The organism is Actinoplanes sp. NPDC023801, from assembly GCF_040639655.1.
Taxonomy (GTDB): Bacteria; Actinomycetota; Actinomycetes; order Mycobacteriales; family Micromonosporaceae; genus Actinoplanes.
In genome coordinates, this window is sequence record NZ_JBFAAI010000018.1 from 120,711 (window position 1) to 141,059 (window position 20,349).

Annotated in this window: 19 protein-coding genes; 10 read left to right on the forward strand and 9 right to left on the reverse strand. The window is 71.8% G+C overall.

From position 1 onward, the window contains the following. Positions 1-17: 17 nt before the first annotated feature. From AB0G04_RS28890 to AB0G04_RS28910, 5 genes are all read right to left on the reverse strand, one after another. The gene (locus tag AB0G04_RS28890) at positions 18-1,481 is read right to left on the reverse strand and encodes a hypothetical protein (protein ID WP_360988705.1); all 1,464 of its coding nucleotides are present in this window, start codon (positions 1,479-1,481) and stop codon (positions 18-20) included. A 51-nt stretch (positions 1,482-1,532) separates the two neighbouring features. Then, positions 1,533-2,240 (reverse strand): DUF4166 domain-containing protein, encoded by a 708-nt coding sequence (locus AB0G04_RS28895; RefSeq protein WP_360988707.1) that lies wholly within the window; start codon positions 2,238-2,240, stop codon positions 1,533-1,535. Beyond that, the gene (locus AB0G04_RS28900; protein WP_360988708.1) at positions 2,237-2,893 is read right to left on the reverse strand and encodes a hypothetical protein; all 657 of its coding nucleotides are present in this window, start codon (positions 2,891-2,893) and stop codon (positions 2,237-2,239) included. The genes AB0G04_RS28895 and AB0G04_RS28900 overlap by 4 nt, the downstream gene beginning before the upstream one ends. A gap of 81 nt (positions 2,894-2,974) precedes the next feature. Next, on the reverse strand, positions 2,975-3,232 hold the full coding sequence (locus AB0G04_RS28905; RefSeq protein WP_360988709.1) for a hypothetical protein: 258 nt from the start codon (positions 3,230-3,232) through the stop codon (positions 2,975-2,977). Positions 3,233-3,293: 61 nt separating this feature from the next. After that, the gene (locus tag AB0G04_RS28910) at positions 3,294-3,497 is read right to left on the reverse strand and encodes a hypothetical protein (RefSeq protein ID WP_360988816.1); all 204 of its coding nucleotides are present in this window, start codon (positions 3,495-3,497) and stop codon (positions 3,294-3,296) included. Between AB0G04_RS28910 and AB0G04_RS28915 the strand changes: the two genes are divergently transcribed. Genes AB0G04_RS28915 through AB0G04_RS28925 form a run of 3 tightly spaced genes read left to right on the forward strand, consistent with a single transcriptional unit; the run spans position 3,453 to position 5,477 of the window. Further along, positions 3,453-3,614: a LuxR C-terminal-related transcriptional regulator gene (locus AB0G04_RS28915; protein ID WP_360988711.1), complete on the forward strand. Its 162-nt coding sequence runs from the start codon at positions 3,453-3,455 to the stop codon at positions 3,612-3,614. The two genes, AB0G04_RS28910 and AB0G04_RS28915, sit on opposite strands and share 45 nt — an antisense overlap. Before the next feature lie 13 nt (positions 3,615-3,627). Next, positions 3,628-4,617 carry a proline racemase family protein gene (locus AB0G04_RS28920; protein ID WP_360988713.1) on the forward strand — a complete coding sequence of 330 codons (990 nt, stop codon included), beginning with the start codon at positions 3,628-3,630 and terminating at the stop codon, positions 4,615-4,617. Further along, positions 4,614-5,477, forward strand: coding sequence for an ornithine cyclodeaminase family protein (locus AB0G04_RS28925; RefSeq protein WP_360988715.1), 864 nt, complete (start codon positions 4,614-4,616; stop codon positions 5,475-5,477). The genes AB0G04_RS28920 and AB0G04_RS28925 overlap by 4 nt, the downstream gene beginning before the upstream one ends. A gap of 42 nt (positions 5,478-5,519) precedes the next feature. Here AB0G04_RS28925 and AB0G04_RS28930 read toward each other — a convergent pair whose 3' ends face one another. Next, complete coding sequence (locus AB0G04_RS28930) at positions 5,520-7,265, reverse strand: fibronectin type III domain-containing protein (protein ID WP_360988717.1); 1,746 nt, start codon at positions 7,263-7,265, stop codon at positions 5,520-5,522. Between the two features lie 95 nt (positions 7,266-7,360). Then, positions 7,361-7,603, reverse strand: a complete 243-nt coding sequence (locus AB0G04_RS28935; protein WP_360988719.1) for a hypothetical protein — start codon at positions 7,601-7,603, stop codon at positions 7,361-7,363. A gap of 241 nt (positions 7,604-7,844) precedes the next feature. On the opposite strand from AB0G04_RS28935, the gene AB0G04_RS28940 reads away from it, so the two are divergent. The 3 genes from AB0G04_RS28940 to AB0G04_RS28950 all read left to right on the forward strand — a co-directional run bounded on the left by AB0G04_RS28940 (position 7,845) and on the right by AB0G04_RS28950 (position 11,305). Next, positions 7,845-9,437, forward strand: coding sequence for a lysyl oxidase family protein (locus tag AB0G04_RS28940; RefSeq protein ID WP_360988722.1), 1,593 nt, complete (start codon positions 7,845-7,847; stop codon positions 9,435-9,437). Between the two features lie 102 nt (positions 9,438-9,539). Then, entirely contained in the window at positions 9,540-10,202 is a 663-nt protein-coding gene (locus tag AB0G04_RS28945; RefSeq protein WP_360988725.1) for a response regulator transcription factor, read from the forward strand. Next, positions 10,199-11,305, forward strand: coding sequence for a histidine kinase (locus AB0G04_RS28950; RefSeq protein ID WP_360988728.1), 1,107 nt, complete (start codon positions 10,199-10,201; stop codon positions 11,303-11,305). The genes AB0G04_RS28945 and AB0G04_RS28950 overlap by 4 nt, the downstream gene beginning before the upstream one ends. Here AB0G04_RS28950 and AB0G04_RS28955 read toward each other — a convergent pair. Then, positions 11,206-11,688, reverse strand: a complete 483-nt coding sequence (locus AB0G04_RS28955; protein WP_360988731.1) for a DUF6010 family protein — start codon at positions 11,686-11,688, stop codon at positions 11,206-11,208. The two genes, AB0G04_RS28950 and AB0G04_RS28955, sit on opposite strands and share 100 nt — an antisense overlap. A 320-nt stretch (positions 11,689-12,008) precedes the next feature. On the opposite strand from AB0G04_RS28955, the gene AB0G04_RS28960 reads away from it, so the two are divergent. From AB0G04_RS28960 to AB0G04_RS28975, 4 genes are all read left to right on the forward strand, one after another. Further along, positions 12,009-13,841, forward strand: a complete 1,833-nt coding sequence (locus tag AB0G04_RS28960; protein ID WP_360988733.1) for a S8 family serine peptidase — start codon at positions 12,009-12,011, stop codon at positions 13,839-13,841. A gap of 73 nt (positions 13,842-13,914) precedes the next feature. After that, the gene (locus tag AB0G04_RS28965) at positions 13,915-15,153 is read left to right on the forward strand and encodes an EAL domain-containing protein (RefSeq protein WP_360988736.1); all 1,239 of its coding nucleotides are present in this window, start codon (positions 13,915-13,917) and stop codon (positions 15,151-15,153) included. Between the two features lie 100 nt (positions 15,154-15,253). Continuing rightward, entirely contained in the window at positions 15,254-16,309 is a 1,056-nt protein-coding gene (locus AB0G04_RS28970) for a D-alanyl-D-alanine carboxypeptidase family protein (protein ID WP_360988739.1), read from the forward strand. Positions 16,310-16,435: 126 nt separating this feature from the next. Further along, positions 16,436-18,553 (forward strand): transglycosylase domain-containing protein, encoded by a 2,118-nt coding sequence (locus AB0G04_RS28975; RefSeq protein WP_360988813.1) that lies wholly within the window; start codon positions 16,436-16,438, stop codon positions 18,551-18,553. Between the two features lie 4 nt (positions 18,554-18,557). Here the strand turns inward: AB0G04_RS28975 and AB0G04_RS28980 are convergent, their stop codons facing one another. Then, complete coding sequence (locus AB0G04_RS28980) at positions 18,558-20,312, reverse strand: hypothetical protein (protein ID WP_360988742.1); 1,755 nt, start codon at positions 20,310-20,312, stop codon at positions 18,558-18,560. Between the last annotated feature and the right edge of the window lie 37 nt (positions 20,313-20,349).

Sequence of the window (20,349 nt, forward strand, 5' to 3'; positions counted from 1 at the left end):
CCGCTGCGCCGGGCTGGTCAGCCGGTCGGGACGGAGGCCAGGAAGCGGGCCGCGTCCGGGCCGTGGGCGGTCGCCGCCAGGTGGACCACTCCGGCCACGGCGGCCAGCGGATCCTCGTAGGTCAGTGCCGTCAGCACGCCGAACGCGGCCGCGGCCAGCAGCACCGGACGGCGCTTGCCGGGTATCTCGATCACGGCTCGCGGTGTCCTCGGGTCGGCGAGCATCCTCTCGTACGCCGCGCGCCCGTGCTGTTCCGAGAAGAACGCGGGCATCGGCCCACCGGCCTCGGCGGCGGCCATGCCCTCGGCGATCCAGTCGATCCGGTCCAGACCGGCCCGTCGCAGGGCGGCGCGGGCGATCCGGCAGGCCAGGTGGTGCTGCTCGTCGGGGGTCAGCGCGGCGAGCCGGTCGAGCAGCGGCCGGTCCATCCGGGCGAGCGACTGGGCCAGGTACCCGGCGCGCCGCAGCCGTTCGGTGGGGACGCTTCCGCCCCACGCCGCGGCCGCCTCCGCGTCGCGGCGCTGCCGGGCCCGCTCGGCGATCCGTTCCGCCTCGGCGGCCCGGGCCCGCAGGGTGGCCTCCCACGCGAACGGGGCACCGTCCGTCCAGCCGAGCAGGTGGTCCCAGATCAGCCCGAGCAGCACCGCCTGGCCGGCCGGCACGCCCTCGTGACGGACGGTGACCGTGCCGTCGGGGCCGGGCAGCTGCCGGACCGTGCTCGGCCGCTCGTCGGGCACGGTCCGCCCGTCCGGTGCCACCCACTGCCAGCCGAGGGCGCCGTCGCCGGCCGGGAGCAGGTGAATCTTCAGGTCACCGGCCGGGATCGTCGCCGGCAGCCGTACCGGCGAGACCGCGGTGCGGACCACGGCCACCCGCCGGCCGTCGCCGGGCGGCCCGGAGGCCGGGGCGCCTTCACCGGGTGCCCGGGGGACGTTGCCGGTCGGCTCGGCCAGCAGGCGCAGCATGGCCCACTCGGCGGCCCGGTCCGGCCGCTGCCGAAAGGCCGCACGCGCACCGTCGTCGAAGAGGCTGAGCTGTCCGGTCTCCTCGTCGACCGGCCACACGTGCACCTCGTGCTGCTCCGGCGGGTCGGTGTCGGTGCGCCCGGACTCGTGGATGCGGTTGCGGGCGTACACCCGTACCCGCAGAAGGGTGTCGCCCGGCACGGGGATGTCGGTGAGCGGATCGCGGCCCTCACTCATCAGCCCGATGACCGTCAGCCGCCCGTCCGGGCACCAGAGGGTCGTCTCGGAGGCGGCGTCCCAGGACTCGTTCTCGAGCGGTGGCTCGGTCGCGTGGCACAGGACTCGGAACTCGACCTCGCCGGTGTGCAGCCCGGTGAACCCGGTGCAGCCGCCCGGCCCGCCGACGTGCAGCAGATCGTCACCGGCCGTGTAGATGTCCAGCAGATCCCCGCTGTCACCGGCCGACCCGATCTCGTACTGCGAGTAGCTGACGAACTGAGACACGAACCCCGTCATCCACGGCACTCTATGCAATGCGGCCGCTCCCGGGATGCCGCCCCGCCCGGTTCACCCGAGCGCCGCCGCGCCGGCCAGGAGTCCTCGCCCGGTGGAGGGGTTCTCGCGCAGCGGGCGGACCGCCGCCGGGACCGGGGCCCCGGCCGCGAGATAGCGGGCCGTGAAGGTGCCGTAGTAGCCGAAGAGCGGCCCGAACCGCCGGTTGGTGACGTTCACGCGGATCCGGAAGCACTCCGCCCTCTCGTCCCAGAACTCGTGCACCTCGGCGTCGCCGGTGAGAGCCGGCGGGCAGCCGACACCGCCGCGGAAGGTCTGCGGGCCGCTGCGGACGAGCAGGCCGCCGCGCGCGTCCACCGACACGTCCAGATCGACGGCGAGATGCTGGGTGGTGCCGAGGTAGTCGATGATCACATTGCGTTCCGGGTCGTGGACCATCGTCGCGTCGAACCGGCGGCGCCGGTGCGGCCGGACCTGGAAGGTGCGCACGAACGTCAGCGTCGGCCGGCCGAAGCCGTCCCGGTAGGCGTAGTTCTCGATGGTGAACGGCACGTCGGTGCCGGTCTCCGGGAACAGGATGTGCCGCAGCGTGCCGAGCTGCAGGAACGGCCAGGTGAACGCGGCGCCGCGCCACACCCGCTGCATCGTGCCGGTGCCCACGCATCCCTGGTCACGATCGCCGTCGACGCCGAACCGTCGTTGCATGCGGGGGTGCAGCCGATCGAAGCCGTCACCGAGGGTCAGTTGAAAGATCGAGGTCATCGCAGGTCGTTCTCTCCGGGACGGCGGCGGCATCGGCGTGCCGCCGGGGTGAGCGGATGCGGTGGTACGCCGAGAGCCAGCCCCGCCGCCAGCATGAGCAACTGCCACGGCGCACCGGTCGCGGCCACGCCGGCCACGAGCGCGGCGCGGGCGAGCACCTCGGCGACGGCGTGCAGGCGGGCCCGTTCCGGTGTGATCCGGTGCTCGAGCCACAGGCGGAGCCGATCGAACGACCAGGCGGTCGCCCAGCCGAACACCGGCCCGAAGACCAGGTCGACGAGGCGGCCGGCGTGGCCCCAGCGGGTGCGGTAGGCGTACCCGGTGAGGAATTTGATCCCGCCGGGGATCGGGACGTATCGCCAGTAGCCGGACCCCTCACGGATCGGTGAACGGGGATCGGCGGAGCCGAACCGCAGTGCCGAGACGGCCCCGCCGCCGGCCCGCCGCTCCCCGGTGTGCACGCCGAAACCGGCGATCTCCACGCCGGGGAGAACAGCCGTCGCGTAGGTGAACTCGGCGGGCGCGGTACCCGGGACCGGGTCGATGCGGCCGAACCGCGCGTCCCAGCGTGGGTGCTGCCGGTGGTCCTGGGTGGCAGCCCAGATGTCCTCCAGCGGCGCGGCGATCGTCGTCTCGACGTAGATCCTGGCCATGCCGCCCCCTCCAGTGATTTGAGCGTGTGCTCAATGTAGCCACTTTTGAGCGATCGCTCAAGAGGGGTCCGCGCGCCGTACTCAGGACTCCGGCCGGCGGGCCGCGCCGTACGTCAGGGGCCTCTCGGCGGGGCGGCTCTCGGTCCCGGCCACGGCCGGCCGCCGGCGGGTGCGGGCCCGGCGGATGATCCATTCGGCGGCGAGTGCGTTGATCGGCCAGGCCAGGGTCATCGTGACGGTCCGGCTGACCGGGGTGAACTCGCCGACGGCAGCCAGCCACGGCGCCTGCGTGAAGAACTGCGTGCCGGCGCCCATCCCGATCGCGTACCCGCGGATCATCCACGCCCGATGAGCGGTGAAGTCACGGCGCGGACGGCGGCGAAACCGAGGATCAGCGACATCAGCAGATCCTGCTGCTGGTGCTCTCCGGCGTCGCCGGGCTCACGCTCTGATCGCCCTGAGCGTCACGACGCGGCTGCTGAGGGCGTTCGCCGGAGCCGGTCCGGCCCGGCAGCCTGTCGATGCGCTGCCCGAGCGCGAGGAGGAGGTGCTCGGTGCGGTGGCGCGCGGCCGCACCAACACCGAGATCGCCGTTGAGTTCCACATCAGCCTGAGTACGGTGAAGACGCACGTGACGAGCCTGATGGCGAAGATCGGGGCACGGAGCCGGGTGGAGATCGCGATGTGGGCGTACAAGACCGATCGCCTGCGGTTCCGGTGAGGGGGAGCAGCGGGTGACGCCGGAACGGATCGCCACGATCGACTACCACACCGGCGGGGAGCCGTTCCGGATCGTGCCGGAACCGCCGGTCGTGATCGGCGGCCGGACGGTCGCCGAGCGCCGGGCGTCCGCACAGGCCGACCCGGCTGTGGACCGGCTGCGCCGGATCCTTTGCCACGAGCCGCGCGGGCACGCCGACATGTACGGCGGCCTGCTGGTCCCTCCGGACGACGACGGCGCCCGGTTCGGTGTGCTGTTCTTCCACAAGGACGGGTTCTCCACCGCGTGCGGGCACGGGACGATCGCGCTCGGCGTGTGGGCGGTGCGTTCCGGTCTGGTGGACGCGCCGGCCGCCGGTGTGGTGGAGGTGCCGATCGACGTGCCGTCCGGGCGGGTCACCGCGCGGGTGCACACCACCGGCGGCCGGGTGACCGCCGCCGACTTCGTGAGCGTGCCGTCCTACCTGGTCGCCGAGGCGATCACGGTCCGCACCGCCCGCGGCCCGGTTCCGGTCGTGGTGAGTTACGGCGGGGCCCTGTACGCGCAGGTGGAGGCATCGGCGGCCGGGCTGTCGGTGATCCCGGAGCATCTGCCCGAGCTGATCGCCCTGGGCCGCCAGGTGAAGGCGGCGCTCACCGGTCATCCGGCGGCGCGGCACCCGAGCGACGAGCGGCTGTCCGGGATCTACGGCACGATTTTCTTCGACCAGCTGGGCGGTCCGGCGCACCAGCGCAACGTGACGATCTTCGCCGACGGTGAGGTGGACCGTTCACCGTGCGGGTCGGGTACGGCGGCCCGGGTGGCGACACTGGCCGCCATGGGCGCGCTCGCCCCGGACCAGGAGCTGGTGCACGACTCGATCGTCGGGTCCCGGTTCGTCGCCCGGTATGCGCCGGGGCCCGAGGTGGTCCCGGTGATCACCGGGATGGCGTACCCGACCGGCGAGCACACCTTCGTCGTCGACCCGGACGACCCGATGACCCCCGGGTTCGTGCTGCGATGATCCCCTACCTGTCTGCTGAGCGGATCTTCGCGCTGCTCCCGCCCGCGGACGCGGTCACCGCGATCGAGGACGCCCTGCGTGCCGGTCTCGACCCGGCCGCCGGCGTGCCGCGCAGCGCGGTACCGATGCGGCACGGCTCGCTGCTGATGATGCCGGCCGAGTCCGCCGCGCACGCGGGCGTCAAGCTGGTCACGGTGGCGCCGGGCAACGCGGAGCGCGGCCTGCCCACGATCAGTGGCGTCTACGTCGTCTTCGACGCCGTGACGCTCCGGCCGGTCGCGGTCCTCGACGGCACGGCACTGACGACCCTGCGTACGCCCGCCGTGTCCTTCGCCGCCGTCCGGCGGTTCCTGCCGCCCGCGCCACGGACGGTCGTCTTCGGCGCGGGACCGCAGGGCGAGGGGCACGCCGCCACGCTGCGGGCCCTGGACCCGGCGGCGTCGGTCACGGTCGTCACCCGTACCCGCCCGGTGCCGGTGGAGGCCGTCCTGCGTGACGCCGACCTGGTGATCTGCGCGACCACCGCCCGGGAGCCGCTGTTCGACTCGCGGCTGCTGGGTGACCGTGCCGTGGTGGTGGCGGTCGGTTCGCACGAGCCGGACGCCCGCGAGGTCGACTCGCTGTTCTGCGGTCGCGCCACGGTGATCGTCGAGGACCGGGCCACCGCGCTGCGCGAGTGCGGCGACGTGGTCCGGGCCGTTGCCGACGGCGTGCTCGACCCGGAACGGCTGGTCGGCATCGCCGACGCGGGGGACGGCGTGCGGGTCCCGGACGGTCCGGTGCTGTTCAAGAGCTCGGGGATGGCCTGGCAGGATCTCGTAGTCGCCGAGGCCGTGCTGGCGCGTGAGGTCTCAGCCTGAAACGGCACGCCCGGCCCCGGCCGGGAGATCGTGCGCGCCTGCTCAGATCCGGGAGGGCGGTCCGGCGTAGTGATTGACGATGGTTGACGTTCCGCTGGTGGTGGCAGCGGTCACGGTGATCCGGTACGCGGCGCCGTTCGTCAGGCCGCCGATCGTGCATGTCGTGGCGGTGGTGGTGCAGGACTGCCCGCCGGGCCACGTGGTGGCGGTGTAACCGGTGAGCGTGCCGTCGCCCAGATCCGAGGGGGCGGTCCAGGACACGGTGATCTGCTGGCCGTCGGTGACGGTGACACCGGTCGGAGACTGCGGGCCGACCGGAGGCGGGGCCGGCGTCTGCGGGGCGGACGGGTTACTGGCGGCCGACGGTCCGGTGGTGGTGCCGGCCACCACCGCGACCGTGTAGGAGGTGCCGTTCGTCAGGCCGGTGATCGTGCACATCGTGGCGGTGGTGGTGCAGGACTGCCCGCCGGGCGACGTGGTGGCGGTGTAACCGGTGAGCGTGCCGTCGCCCAGATCCGAGGGGGCGGTCCAGTACACCGTCATCTGCTGGTCGCCGGCCATGGCGGTGACACCGCTCGGGGGTTGCAGACCGGTCGGCGACGGGAACGGCGACACCGCCATCGGGGTCGACCGGTCCGTGGTGCCGCCGTCGCCCAGCTGGCTGGTCTCATTGAGACCCCAGCAGTAGGTCCGGGTGTCGCTGCCGAGCCCGCACGTGTGGTGCCAGCCGTGGGCGAGCCGGGTGAGACTCACCCCGGGCGGGGTGTCGACCGGCACCGGGATCAACCGGTCGGTGGCGCTGCCGTCGCCCACCTGACCGTAGCGGTTGTAGCCCCAGCAGTAGATCCGGGTGTCGCTGCCCAGCGCGCATGTGTGGTTGCTTCCGGCGGTCAGCTGGGTGAAGCTCACCCCGGACGGGGTGGTGACGGCCGCCATGCTCGACCGGTTGGCGGTGCCGCCGTTGCCCGCCTGACCGGTCTCACCGAGACCCCAGCAATAGGCCTTGGTGTCGCTGCCCAGACCACATGTGTGGTAGCCGCCGACGGCGAACTGGGTGAAACTCACCCCGGGTGGGGTGTTCACCGGCACCGGGGTCGACCGATTCGTGAAGCTCCCGTCGCCGAGCTGACCGTTGCCGTTGTAGCCCCAGCAGTAGACCGTGGAGTCACTGCCCATCCCGCACGTGTGGCTGTTACGGGCGTCGAGCTGGGTGAGTCTCACCCCGGCGGGGGTGCTCACCGCCACCGGGGCCGACCGGTTCGCGGTTCCGCCGTCGCCCAGCTGACCGTCGGTGCCGAGACCCCAGCAGTAGGTCCTGGAGTCACTGCCCAGCCCGCACGTGTGGCGGTCGCCCGAGGTGAGCTGGGTGAGGCCGACTCCCGCCGGGGTATCGACCGCAGCCGGGACCGACCGGTTCGCGGTTCCGCCGTCACCCAGCTGGCCGGAGTCGTTCGAGCCCCAGCAGTACGTCCTGGTGTCGCTGCCCACCCCGCATGTGTAACTCTGCCCGGCGGTGAGCTGGGTGAAGCTCACCCCGGCCGGGGCGGTCACGGCCACCGGGGCCGAGCGGTACGTCGTGCGATCGTTGCCCAGCTGACCCTCGGCACCCCGGCCCCAGCAGAAGGTTCGGGAGTCGCTGCCCACCCCGCAGGTGTGGCCGTAGCCGGCGGCGAGCTGCACGACCTGGACGTCCGCGTACTGAGCCGAAGCGGGCCCGGCGATCACCGCTGCCGGCATCACCGCCGCCGCGGCCGTCGACACGATCCTTCTCAGTACACGACCCGCCATCACAGTCCCCTCGCAGCCACCCGGTCGTCGTCCATCGACGACGCCCCCGTTCAGGTGATTATCCGGCGGAAGGTGTTACACCAGGAGAAATTCTCTCAAACTGCCCCGCCCGAGTTGGCCCGCATCAATCCGTAGGCCACCGCCCCCAGGATCAGGACGAGCACCACGACGAATCGGATCAGGCCGAACGTGGTGCTGTACATCTTCTTCCGGGCACCGGGCAGCTCGGTGTTCGCCTTCCGGTAGCCGGCGCGTGCGCCCTTGCTGCCGTCGATGTGGCGGGCCAGACGCATCCCCACGAAGAGCGCGATGGCCGCACCGAGGATGAATCCGCCCATCCATGCCTCCTCAGAGCCCAGATCAGCCTTCCGGTGACAGAGGTGCATGTCAATGCGCGGATCGGCCGGTGCGTTCCGGCAATTCACCGGCCGATCGGCGGGGGGACCCCCGCCGATCGACGGTAATCTCTCCCGGATTCGTGCCCCGGGTCCGATTTTTCACAGGAGCTTTACAGGGTCTGCCGTGGGATTCCCTTGCCCGGCCGGAGCCGCTCCGGCCGACGAACTCAAGGGAGAACGTATGACGGACGTGCAGAGCCGCCGGCGCCGATCACGCTGGCCGATCGTCGGCGTCTCGGCGGGCGCGCTCGTGCTCGCCGGCGCCGGGATCGGCGCGGCCGAGGCGGCGACGGCCGCGCCCGCGCTGACCTTCGTGGCGGCCACCAAGACCGTGACCGCGGAACGGTACGTCGGCGAGGACGAGGTGTATCTCTCGTTCGACCTGGGCCTGCACGTGATCGCCGGCAAGGAGGCGTTCGAGGTCCGGGCCCGGCGCACCGGGTACGACAAGCCGATCACGGCGCACCGGACGGTCACCAAGAAGGGCAAGAAGACCCAGGTGGCGCTCCCGGCGGGCACCGTGAAGGACTTCACCGGCCTGACCGACTTCACCACGATCACCATCAAGAACCAGGCCGGCAAGGTCGTCGCCTCGTACCGGACGTCGTTCTGCGGCAACTCGTACAGCTCGGCCCGGACCCGGCGCGACGCCCCGGCCACCAACCCGTACCCGACCCGCTGCGGCGGTGAGAACCCGTTCACCCTCGGCGCCGTCTGGGGTGTGCAGGCGGGCTGGAACGCGGCCGTGGCCGACCAGCCGTCGAAACCCGGCGCGCTGGACAAGCTGACCGCGGGCAAGTACACCGCCGAGGCAACGGTCGCGCCGAAGTACCGCAAGATGTTCGGCATCCCGGACCGCAACGCCACCGCCAAGGTGACCGTCAACGTCGTCGACGCCAAGATCGACGAGGAGGGTCTGGCCGCGGCCCGCACCCGGGACGCCCGGGAGGAGCCGGCGATGGCCCAGCAGGTGGCCGCCGCGGGCCACGACCGGCACGCCGAGGAGGGTGACGCCGGCCGGCAGGTGTCGTCGTTCCGGCCCGAGTTCCGGGCCGCGGCCAGCCGCCCGGCCACGCTCAAGGCCGCACCGAAGGCCGGCCCCAAGCCGGACCTGAAGTCGCTGCCCGCGTGGGGTATCTCGCTGTCCCAGGAGGGCACGAAGACGTACGTCAACTTCGGTGCCACCGTCTGGAACGCGGGCTCGTCGCCGCTGGTGGTGGACGGCTTCCGGCGTACCGGCACCGATCTGATGGACGCCTACCAGTACTTCTTCGACGCCAAGGGCAAGCAGGTGGGCTCCCGCCCGGCCGGCACGATGGAGTGGGACGACCGCGACGGTCACAAGCACTGGCACTTCACCGACTTCGCGCAGTACAACCTGCTCAAAGCCGACCAGAAGTTCGCGGTGCGCTCCGGCAAGGAGGCGTTCTGCCTGGCCAACACGGACGCCGTCGACTACACGGTCAAGGACGCGAAGTGGCGGCCGGACAACACCGACCTGTCCACGTCGTGCGGCGCGAACACGGTCGTGGCGGTGCGTGAGGTGCTCGACATCGGCAACGGTGACACCTACAGCCAGGACCGTCCGGGCCAGTCGTTCGACATCACCGGCCTGCCGAACGGCACCTACTACATCCAGGTGGTCGCGAACCCGGCCAAGCGCCTGTCCGAGTTGAGCACCGCCAACAACACCGCACTGCGCAAGATCGTGCTCGGTGGTACGCCCGCGAAGCGCACCCTGTCGGTGCCGAAGGTGTACGGCATCACCGGCTGATCCAGCCCGGTGGTGGGGGTGTTCCCGCCGGTCGGCGGAGAGGCCGGCCGGCGGGCACGCCTTAGGGTGCGTACCGGCAATTGATCGATTACGGCAGAGCGGGTGTATGTGATCCGGGTGGTGGTCGTCGACGACGAGGCACTGGTGCGGTCGGGTTTCCGGCTGATCCTGAACGCGGCGCCGGACATCGAGGTGGTGGCGGCGACCAGCGGTGGGGGAGCGTTCGACGCGGTCGCCGAACACCGGCCGGACGTGGTGCTGGTCGACATCCGGATGCCGGACGTCGACGGGCTCACCGTCCTGGGGCGGCTGCGCGACATGCCCGAACCGCCGGTCGTGGCGATGCTGACCACCTTCGACGCGGACGAGTACGTGCTGAAGGCGCTGCATCTGGGTGCGGCCGGGTTCCTGCTCAAGGACACCGAACCGGAGCACCTGGCCCAGCTGGTGCGCACCCTGGCGGTGGGCGGCGTGGTGATGTCGCCGAAGGCCTCGCGGACCCTGCTGCGCAGCCTGCCGCGCACCGACGAGATCACCGGCGACCCGGCCGGGACCCGCGTCGAACGGCTCACCGACCGGGAGCGCGACGTGCTCGTGCTGCTGGCCGAAGGGCTCTCCAACGCCGAGATCGGGGTACGCCTGCACCTGGGCACCGGCACCGTGAAGGACCACGTCAGCGCACTGCTCACCAAACTGCGGGTGTCCGGCCGGGTGCAGGCCGCGCTGCTCGCCCAGCGGGCCGGTCTGCTGGACGCCGGTCGATGAGAGCCTGGCTGTCGCGCCTGCCGGTCTGGCTGGTCGAGGCCGCGCTGATCGCCGTTTCGGCCCTGGACATCTGGGTCGACCTGTGGAGCGACCACCCGGCCGCCGTCGCGTCCGGGGTGGTGGCGTGCGCGGCTCTCGCCCTGCGGCGGCGTTTTCCGCTGCTGGTCGTCCTGCTCACGGTGCCGGCGGCGTTGCTCGAGGCGGCGCTGGTCGCGCCGTGCATCGCGCTCTACACGCTTGCCGAACGTTCCCGCGATCGGCGGCTGCTCGCGATCTGCGTGATGCTCGCCGCGATCGCGTCGGCGGCGCCGTCCCCGCTGGAGGACGAGGACGCCGCGCTCGGCGACAGCGTCATCTTCTTCGTCTACGCACTGGCCACCGTGGTGCTGCCGGTCCTGCTCGGCCAGCTCGTCCAGACCCGTCGCGAACTGTCCGGGCGCCTCGACGAGATCGAGGAGGTCAAGGAGCACGAGCGGGTCCTGCACGCCCAGGCCATCCTGGCCCAGGAGCGTGCCCAACTCGCCCGGGAGATGCACGACGTGGTGTCGCACCAGGTCAGCCTGATCGCGGTGCAGGCCGGCGCCATGCAGGTGTCGGCCGGCGACCCGGACACCCGCGAGGCGGCCCGCACCATCCGGTCGCTGAGCGTCGGCACCCTCGACGAACTGCGCACCATGGTCACCCTGCTGCGCGCCTCCGGCGACGACATCACGCAGCTCACCCCGCAGCCCACCCTCGCCGACCTGTGCACACTCATCGCGAACAGCGGCATCGACGTCCACCTCACCGGGGATCTCGGCTCCGTGGTCGGCACGCCGCGGCAGAGGGCGATCTACCGTACGGTCCAGGAAGCCCTCACCAACGTCCGCAAGCACGCCCCCGGCGCCACCGCGACGGTCGAGCTCCGGCACGACGGCAAACACGTCGGCGTGACCGTCACCAACGGCCCGCCCACCCGGCCGTCCCTGCCGCTGCCCGGTGCCCACCAGGGTCTGATCGGACTTCAGGAACGCGCTGATCTGCTGGGCGGCACGCTCGAGTCGGGCCCGACCGGTGAGGGCGGGTTCCGGGTCAGGATGCGGCTGCCGATCGACGTCGACTGAACGCGGCCGATCATCGTGGTCAGGGACGGGCCGCCGGCCAGGCACCAGATCGCGATCACCGGGTCGCAGACGGCGCAGCCCAGCGACGAGTCGTGGTCGAGCGGCAGGATCGGTTCGCCGCGCAGATGGTGCAGCACGTCCCAGCCGGTGTGCAGCAGCCAGCCGAGCCCGATGAACCGCCAGGACGTCAGTCCGCGATGGGCGACCAGCGCCATCACCGTGGTGAACAGCAGTTCACCGGCACCGAGACCGCCGCCGCTCAGATAGGCGGCACCCGCACCGGCTACCAGGATCGCGTTGAACGGCCGACGGTGCCGGTCCGGCAACAGCGAGCTGAGAACAACGAACACGACCCCGATCAGCAGGGGGACAACCACAGACATGCCCCGAACCTAGGCAGGTCCCCACGCGCGGCACAGTGGCTGTCCGGCCGTACACCAACGGGTTTTGGCCACGCGAGTCTCGTACAGCTGATGAAAGATGTTGCGGGGTTGTTTCGCAGTTTCTGAAACGACCGGGAAAGTTCTCGCAGATTTCATAAGGCCACTTCAAACGCCACTTTGGTACGCCAGGAACCGGTGTCAAACGCATCGATGGTGGTGCCCGTCATTGACCTGAGAGTGATGCAGCGCCAGTCTTCTGCCGACATCGGCTGACTGCACTTGCAGTCAAAGCAAGATCTTGCTCATCTCGGAGGCCCAAGATGGAACGGCGACGACGCACCGTCGCGCTGATCGTGGCGGCGGCGCTCGCATTCGTGCCGGTCGTGACGGCGGACCCGGCGGCGGCCGCCCCGGTGACCGGCGACGGTCTGCGCCCCGGCCAGGAGTACAGCGCGTTCATCATCACCCCGGAGCCCGCCGCCGCGGCCGGCACCGCCCGCACGACCGTGATCGGACGGGCGCTGAAGGCCGGCCGAGGCGTGGACGCCGTGCGCACCCTCGCCACCGGCGGGGAGCTCGTACGGGTCAAGGAGCCCCTGCCGGCCGCCGCGGCCCGCGCGCTGATGGAAGGGATCGCCGCCACCCCCGGGGTCGCCTCGGTCGAACCCGATCTCACGGTCACCCGCACGTCCACACCCCGCGACCCCCGCTACGGCGAGCAGTGGCCGCTGTGGCAGGTGTACCCGCAGACCGACACGGCCTTCCGCGCCGACGAGGCCTGGGACGCCGGCGCCGACGGTGCCGGCGTGACCGTGGCCGTGCTCGACACCGGCATCCGCCCGCACGCCGACCTGGCGCCCGCCCTGGTCCCCGGCTACGACTTCATCGCCGACCCGGCGAACACCGCCGACGGTGACGGCCGCGACGCCGACGCGCTCGACCCGGGTGACTGGAACGACGAGGGCGACTGCGGAGCCACCGCGTTCTCGCCGAGCAGCTGGCACGGCACCCACATCGCCGGCATCATCGGCGCCGCCCGCGACAACGGGCTTGGCATCGCCGGGATCGCCCCGCACGCGAAGGTGCAGCCGGTCCGGGTTCTCGGCACGTGCGGCGGCCGGGACTCCGACATCGCCGACGCGATCGTGTGGGCGTCCGGCGGCCCCGTTCCCGGCGTGCCGGCCAACCCCACCCCGGCCGGTGTGATCAACATGAGCCTGGGCGGACGGGGCCCGTGCGGCCCGACCGTGCAGGCCGCCGTCGACAAGGCGACCGCCCGCGGCGCCACCGTGGTCGTCTCGGCCGGCAACGCCGCCGAGGACGCCGCCGGATACCACCCGGCCAACTGTGCCGGCGTCGTCACCGTCGGCGCGACCGGCGACGACGGTTACCTCGCGTCGTACTCCAACCACGGCGACACCGTCGAGGTCGCCGCGCCGGGCGGCTGGGGCTACTGGCGCGACTACGACCCGGCCCACCGGATCCTCTCCACCGTCGATGCCGGCGCCCGCGGCCCGGCCGGCGACTCGTACGCCGTCATGCGCGGCACCAGCCAGGCGGCCGCCCACGTCTCCGGAGCCGTCGCGCTCATGCTGTCGCGCCGGCCCGGCCTGCCCCCGGCCGAGGTCGGCGACCATCTGCGGCGCAACGCGAGGGCTCTCCCGCTCGGCGGTGGCTGGTACAACAGCCCGCACCCGATCGGCGGCGGCCTCGTCGACGTGGCCCGCACCGTCCACGACGTCACCGGTTCGCCCGGCGGGGAGTGCACGGTCTGCGCCGGCACGGCCGCGATCGTCGACATCACCGTCCCGCCGGACACCCCCGGCACCGTGCACCTGGCCGGCACGGTCTCCGGACTCGGCACCGGCCGGCCCGACTGGGACCCGGCCGCGACACCGGCGATGCGTTACGTCCGCACGTCCTGGGACGGCACCGCCACCCCGGCGTGGCGGGTCCAGCTCGCCGGAACCACGCCCGGGATCACCGTCGCCTACAAGCTGACCCTCGGCGACTGGACCCACGTCGAGAAGGCCCGGGACTGCACCGCGACCCCGGACCGGGCGCTCACCCTGCCCGCGGACGGGACCGCGTGGGCGTACGCCACCGTCGAGAACTGGAACGGCGTGTCCGCATGCGCAGCCGCCCCGGGCTGAGGGCACCGCGGCCGCGCAACCCGTAGCCCGCCGGGTGACTCAGCGGTGCGGCACGGTTGCCGATAGGTGGTGCGTGAGAGCGGCCTCCTGCACAAGCCTTGACGCTCTGCTGCGTGACGGCGGCCTGTACTGCGTCTACCAGCCGTTCGTCGACGTCGATTCCGGAGCGGTGGTCGCGTTCGAGGCCCTGCTGCGCCCGCCCGCCGGGTCCGGCTGGCAGTCACCGGTGCAACTGCTGGACGCCGCCCGGGAGGCCGGGCGGCTGGCGGACCTGGAGCGGGCGTCGTTGCGGGCCTCGCTGGCGGACGCGGCCCGCCTGTCCCGGGGCCGTCCGGTGACGCTGTTCGTCAACCTGGAGCCCGACACCCTCACCCGGCGGCTCGACATGGTCCTCGACGAGCTCGCCGGCCGTGCCGGCCAGGTGCGGGTGGTCGTGGAGATCACCGAGCGGGCGCTTGCCGACGATCTCGCCGGAGTACTGGCCGGCGCCGAGCGGCTGCGGGCCGCCGGCTGTGCGATCGCCCTGGACGACGTGGGCGTACACCCCGAGTCCCTCGCCTTCATCCCGCTGGTGCGCCCGGAGGTCGTCAAACTCGACCTCAAGCTGCTGCGTACGGTCAAGGACCCGGCGACCGTGGCGGTGGCCGGGGCGGTACGCGCCTACGCCGAGCAGGCCGGCGCGGAAGTGGTCGCCGAGGGTGTCGAGACACCCGGTGACCTGACCCGGGCCCTGGTGCTCGGCGCGACGCTGGGCCAGGGCTGGCTGTGGGGCCGCGGCGAGCGCGAGTTCACCCCGCCGGCCGCCGATCCGGACCGGTTCGCGGCACGCCCGATCGGGTCGGCCCTGGAGGCCACCCCGTTCGATCTCGTCGGCGCCGGTCTGCGGGTTCGGCACGCGCCCAAGCACCTGCTGCTGCCGGTGTCCAAGACGCTCGAGCTGATGGCTCTGCAGGAGGCGGTGCCGCCGGTGGTGCTGGCGGCGTTCGAGCACGCCAGGTTCTTCCAGCCGTCGACCGCCGCCCGGTACACCGGCCTCGCCGCCCGGCTGCCGTTCGTGGCGGCGCTCGGCGTGGACATGCCGCCGGCCCCGGCGCCGGGCGTCCGGGGCGCGGACCTGAACGCCGCGGACCCGCTGGCCGGGGAGTGGACGGTCGTGGTGCTCGGGGCGCACACCTCGGCGGCGCTGATCGCCCGTGACCTCGGCGACACCGGTCCGGACCGGGACCGGCAGTTCGAGTTCGTGGTCACGTACGACCGATCGATGGTGACCGCGGCCGCCCACTCGATGGCGGGCCGTCTCGCCGCCGGATAGGGCGGTGCAACCCATCCGCACTCGCACCGGGCCTTGATCGCACCTCGCGCTCCGCACAGTCGAACACACATTCGACTGGAGCCGAGGAGCGTACCCACCGGTGAAGAATCGTCAGCGTGCCACCCGTCTCGTCGCCGCCGTGGCGATGACCCTCGCCTGCCTCGCGCCGGTGGCGGCCACTCCCGGTCCGGCGCAGGCCGCGGTGCCGGGCGTGGCGAAGACCTACTCGACCCTGATGTACCGCAGCCTGACCGCCGACGCGACCATGGCGAAGCTGCGGAGCACGCTCACCGCGCAGAAGAGCGACCAGCGGAAGCGAGATTCCGAGGCCGTCAAGGCACAGAAGGCGAACGTCGCCGCGCAGACCAGGCTGACCACGGTCACGGCCGGGCACAAGTCGGTGCACGAGCGGCTCAAGTCCGCCGAACGGGCGCTGTCCGACGCGAAGAACGCGCTGGCCCGCCAGTCGAAGCAGCGGCCCCGCAGCACCGCCGCGATCGCCCGGGCCAAGCGCGCGGTGACCGCGGCGACGACCACCCGCGACACCCGCCGGACCCGGCTGCACCAGGCGGCGGCCGTGCTGCGTACCGCGAAGAAGGACGCCGCTGCCGCCAGGTCGGCGCTGAGCACCGCGACCTCCGCCGCCACGCGGTCGGCCGGCGCGGTCGCGCAGACGCAGAGGCGGATCGACACGGCGGGCACCGCGGCCGGGTACGCCACGCAGGCGGCGGCACTGAGCCGGACCGTGGTGGACGAGACGCGCCGGGTCTTCACGGCCGCCGACACCACCAGCGTGTACGGCACGACCGTGCACAAGAACGTCGCCTTCGCCTTCAAGCGGATGGTCGACGACGCCCGCGCCGACGGCATCGTCATCTCCGGTGGCGGATTCCGGACCAAGGAACGGCAGATCGAACTGCGCAAGATCAACGGATGTCCGGACGTCTGGACCGCTCCGGCGTCGTCGTGCCGGGTGCCGACCGCGATCCCGGGCCGCTCGTTGCACGAGCTCGGCCTGGCTGTCGACGTGACGTCCGGCGGGTCCACCCTCACCCGCAAGAGCAAGGCTTTCGCCTGGATGAAGGCGAACGCCGCCGAATACGGCTTCGTGAATCTGCCGTCCGAGGCGTGGCACTGGTCGATCACGGGCGGCTGAACAAAGCAATCTCACAGGCCGGTTTCAGTTTCGGCGGCGCTGTTCCGGGTTACCGCGTGTGACGGATTTCGCTAACCCTGAACGGCGCCGCCGGCGCTCGTTAGCCTGAGTGGAGTGAATGCCCGGATGCCCGTCGAGCAACGTCGTCACCTTCGCAGTGCGGCCGTCCTGGCCGTCTGCGGCCTGATCGCCGGTCTTGTGGTCGCCGCGGCCTCCTTCCCGGCCGTCGCCATGTCCGGTCTGGCGGTCAAGGCCGGTTCGGAGGAGCTCGGCGACCTTCCGGGCGAACTCGTCGAGCAGTCGTCGCCGCAGGTGTCGCGGGTCTACGCGTCCGACGGCAAGACCCTGATCGCGCTGATGTACGACGAGTTCCGCAGTGACGTCCCGCTCACGCAGATGTCGCAGAACATGCAGGACGCGATCGTCGCGGCCGAGGACCACAAGTTCTTCGAGCACAACGGCGTCGACCTGAAAGGTGTGGCGCGTGCTTTCGTGAACAACAACCAGGGCGGAACGCAGCAGGGCGCGTCCACCCTGACCATGCAATATGTGCGGATGGCGCTTGCCTATTCGGCGACCGATCCGCAGGAGGTGGTGGACGCCACCAAGGACACCGCGCAGCGGAAACTGAACGAGATGAAGTACGCGATCCAGGTCGAGAAACAGTTGACCAAACAGCAGATCCTGGAGCGCTATCTGAACATGGCCCCGTTCGGCAACGGCGCCTACGGCGTCAGTGCCGCGAGCCAGGTCTACTTCGGCAAGAAACCGGCCGACCTCACGGTGGACGAGGCCGCCCTGCTGGCCGGCATGGTGAAGGCGCCGACCTCGTTCGACCCGACCACCGAGACCGGTCACCCGCAGGCGCTGGCCCGCCGCGACTACATCATCGACAACATGGCCGAGCTGGGGCAGATCACCGCCGCCGAGGCCGCCGCCGCGAAGAAGGCCACGGTGCCGACCACGGCGAAACGGCCGAGCCGCGGCTGCGTGTCGGTGGCGAAGAACCACTGGGGCTTCTTCTGCGACTACTTCTACCGCTGGTGGCTCGACCAGAAGGCGTTCGGCGAGACGACGTACGACCGCGAGAGGGTGCTGAAGAGCGGCGGCTACCGGATCGTCACCACCCTCGACCTGGACGCCCAGTCGGCGGCCCGTAAGCGGATCACCGAGCGCACCTCGGACAGCAACCCGAACGCACTGATGCTGGCCGCCGTGGAGCCGGGCACCGGGGCGGTCCGCGCACTGGCCACGAACCGCAAGTTCAAGATCGACGACGAGGCGAACCCGCAGAACGAGCTCTCCTCGAACCCGGATCTGGCCGACAAGGGCATCCGCGGCACGTACCCGAACACCGTCAACCCGATCATCACGGGCAGCACCGGGGTCCCCGGCTACCAGGCGGGTTCGGTGTTCAAGATGTTCACCATGGTCGCCGCCCTGGAGAAGGGCATGGAGCTGGACACCACGATCTACTCGCCGCAGCGCTACAAGTCCCGCTACCTCGACTCGGCCGCCCCGGCCGGCTGCGGCGGCTACTACTGCCCGAGCAACGCGTCGGCGAGCGAGGCCGGCAACTTCAACATGTGGACCGGGTTCGGCCGTTCGGTGAACACGTACTTCATCCCGTTGCAGGAGCGTGCCGGCGCGGAGAACGTGGTCGCCGTCGCCAAGCGGTTCGGGGTGCAGTTCCGCTCCGCCGAGGACGCCCGGATGGCGAACAACCCGGATCACGCGCACGAGTGGGGTGCCTTCAGCCTGGGCGTCTCGGCGTCCACGCCGCTGGACATCGCCAACGCCTACGCCACCCTGGCCGCCGACGGCATGTATTGCGAGCCCACCCCGATCGCGTCGATCACCACGGCCGACGGCGCGAAACTCGGCACCGGCAAGTCCAACTGCACCCGGGCCACCAGCAAGGAGGTGGCCCGCAAGGCGCTCGACGCGGCCCGCTGCCCGGTCGGTGACCGCGCCCAGCTCGGCAACTGCGGCGGCTCGACCGCCCCGCAGGTCCGCGACGTGGTCGGCCACCCGGTGTTCGGCAAGACCGGCACCACCGACCAGGACAAGACGGCGGCCCTGGTCGTCGGCACCCGCTCGATGGTCGTCGCCGGTTACCTGGCCAACCCGGACTGGGCGGCCCACACCGACCGGATGTCGCACGGCATCGTCAACCCGGCCGTCTACGAGACGCTCGCCGACTACATGAAGGACAAGCCGGAGGAGGAGTTCCCCACCCCGTGAGCGGTCAGCGGCGGGTCGCCTCGCGGACGTTGACCAGCAGCACCAGCAACGCCGCCGCGAAGAACGTGAAGGTGACCACGTAGCGCCCGTCGAACCAGAGCACTATCAACGCCAGCCCGATCGCGCAGGCCAGCAGGACGCGCAGCACGACGGCCAGGAACTTGCCGCGGACCAGTCCCTCGACGCCGAGCAGGACCAGCAGCAGGACCAGGGCGGTCTCCTGACCGGAGACCGGCAGTGGTGACACCACGGCGCCGATCGCCCACAGGATGAGCGGCGTGCTCAGCACCGCCCACCAGGACCGGGCGCGGCCCAGGAATCCGGTGGCCGGTTCCATCGGCAGCCGGCGGTGCAGCAGGTGGGCGTGCGGGTGTTCGGGAACCGGTTCGGCGGTGGTGTTGCGGCGCACCTCGTCGGCGAGACGGGTGTGTTCCATCCGCATGGCGAGCAGTCTCTGCTCCTGCGGTGCGAGGGCCCGGACCTCCGGTGCCGCGGCGGGCAGGCCCGCCGCGGCGACCGTCAGGTCCTGCCGCAGGGCAGTCATCTCCCGGTCCAGCTCGGCCAGACGATCAAGATCCTGTTGGGTACGGATGGCGACGAGCCGCTGCTCCTCGGCCGGATCGGGCACCACCTTGGCCAGCCCCGCCCAGCCGACCGGGTCCGCCCACGCCGGCCGGACCACGCCGTCGCGACCGTAGCGGGGACCGGCCGGGCCGCGCTCGCCGCCGAGCCGGTCGCGGGTGTCACGGCCCCACAGCCCGCGGAAGTCGCGCACCCACGGTGTATCGTCGCCGATCAGCACCTGGTGCCACGACTCGTCCTGGCCGGGCCCGACCGAGCGGCCGTCGCCGCGGGCGTAGTCGACGTACGGGATGCCCAGGTTGCCCCGGTCCTCCGGTGACCAGGGCGCCAGCAGCCGCGCGGACCAGCGCAACGCGCCGACCAGGCCGCGCAGCCGTGGTGGCCGTACCGTGATGAGGTAGTCGCCGGGCAGGTAGGCACCGGAGTGCGAGCCGGCGCCCACGAACACCACCGGGTGCCGCCCGCCGGTCGTGGTCAGGTCCGGGTCGTCCCACCTCCGCCGCAGGTCGTCGCCGACCTCCTCGTGGGCCGAGAACACCACCCACGACGGCGCCGGCAGCCCGTCCGGGTCCGCGGCGCGGGCGGCGGCGTCGATGTAGACGGTGACCTGCTCCCAGTCGGCCTCGTGCTCGTTGACGCCGCCGAACGCCGACCGCCAGTTGTTGAAGCTGTAGAAGAACCAGTACTGGCAGACGATCCACGAACCGTCGCGCTCCACCCGCCCGTAGTAGGTCGGCCGGTCCGGGCGCAGGTGGTCGCGTTGCAGCAGGAACGAGCGGGCCGCGCTGCCGCCCGGCACACTGCCGCGGAACAGCAGCGAGAACCGGTTGAGGGTGTCGACGAGCCGGGCGGTGAGCCCGACCGACGCGAGCCGGCTGGACCGGGAGAGGTGCGGTGGCCGGTCACGCAGCGGGATGTGGGCGAGATTCTCGCCGGTGCCGATGCCGGACAGCGAGTAGCCGAGGCCCTGAGCGGCGCCGCCGGCCGCGGCCAGCACGTCGAGGCTCAGCCCGCCCGGCTCGGCCACCTGGACCGGACCGGCGCCGGGTTCGTGGCGCCACAGGCTGGCCCGGCTCACGTATCGCTCGACCGAGACGGGGAAGAAATACTCACCCTCGGTGAACCTGGCCACCGGCTCGTAGGCGCGCAGCAGTAGCAGGTCGTCCCCGTTGCCCAAGTGCGCTGTTCCCTTCCCGTACCGTCGTGCGACGCGT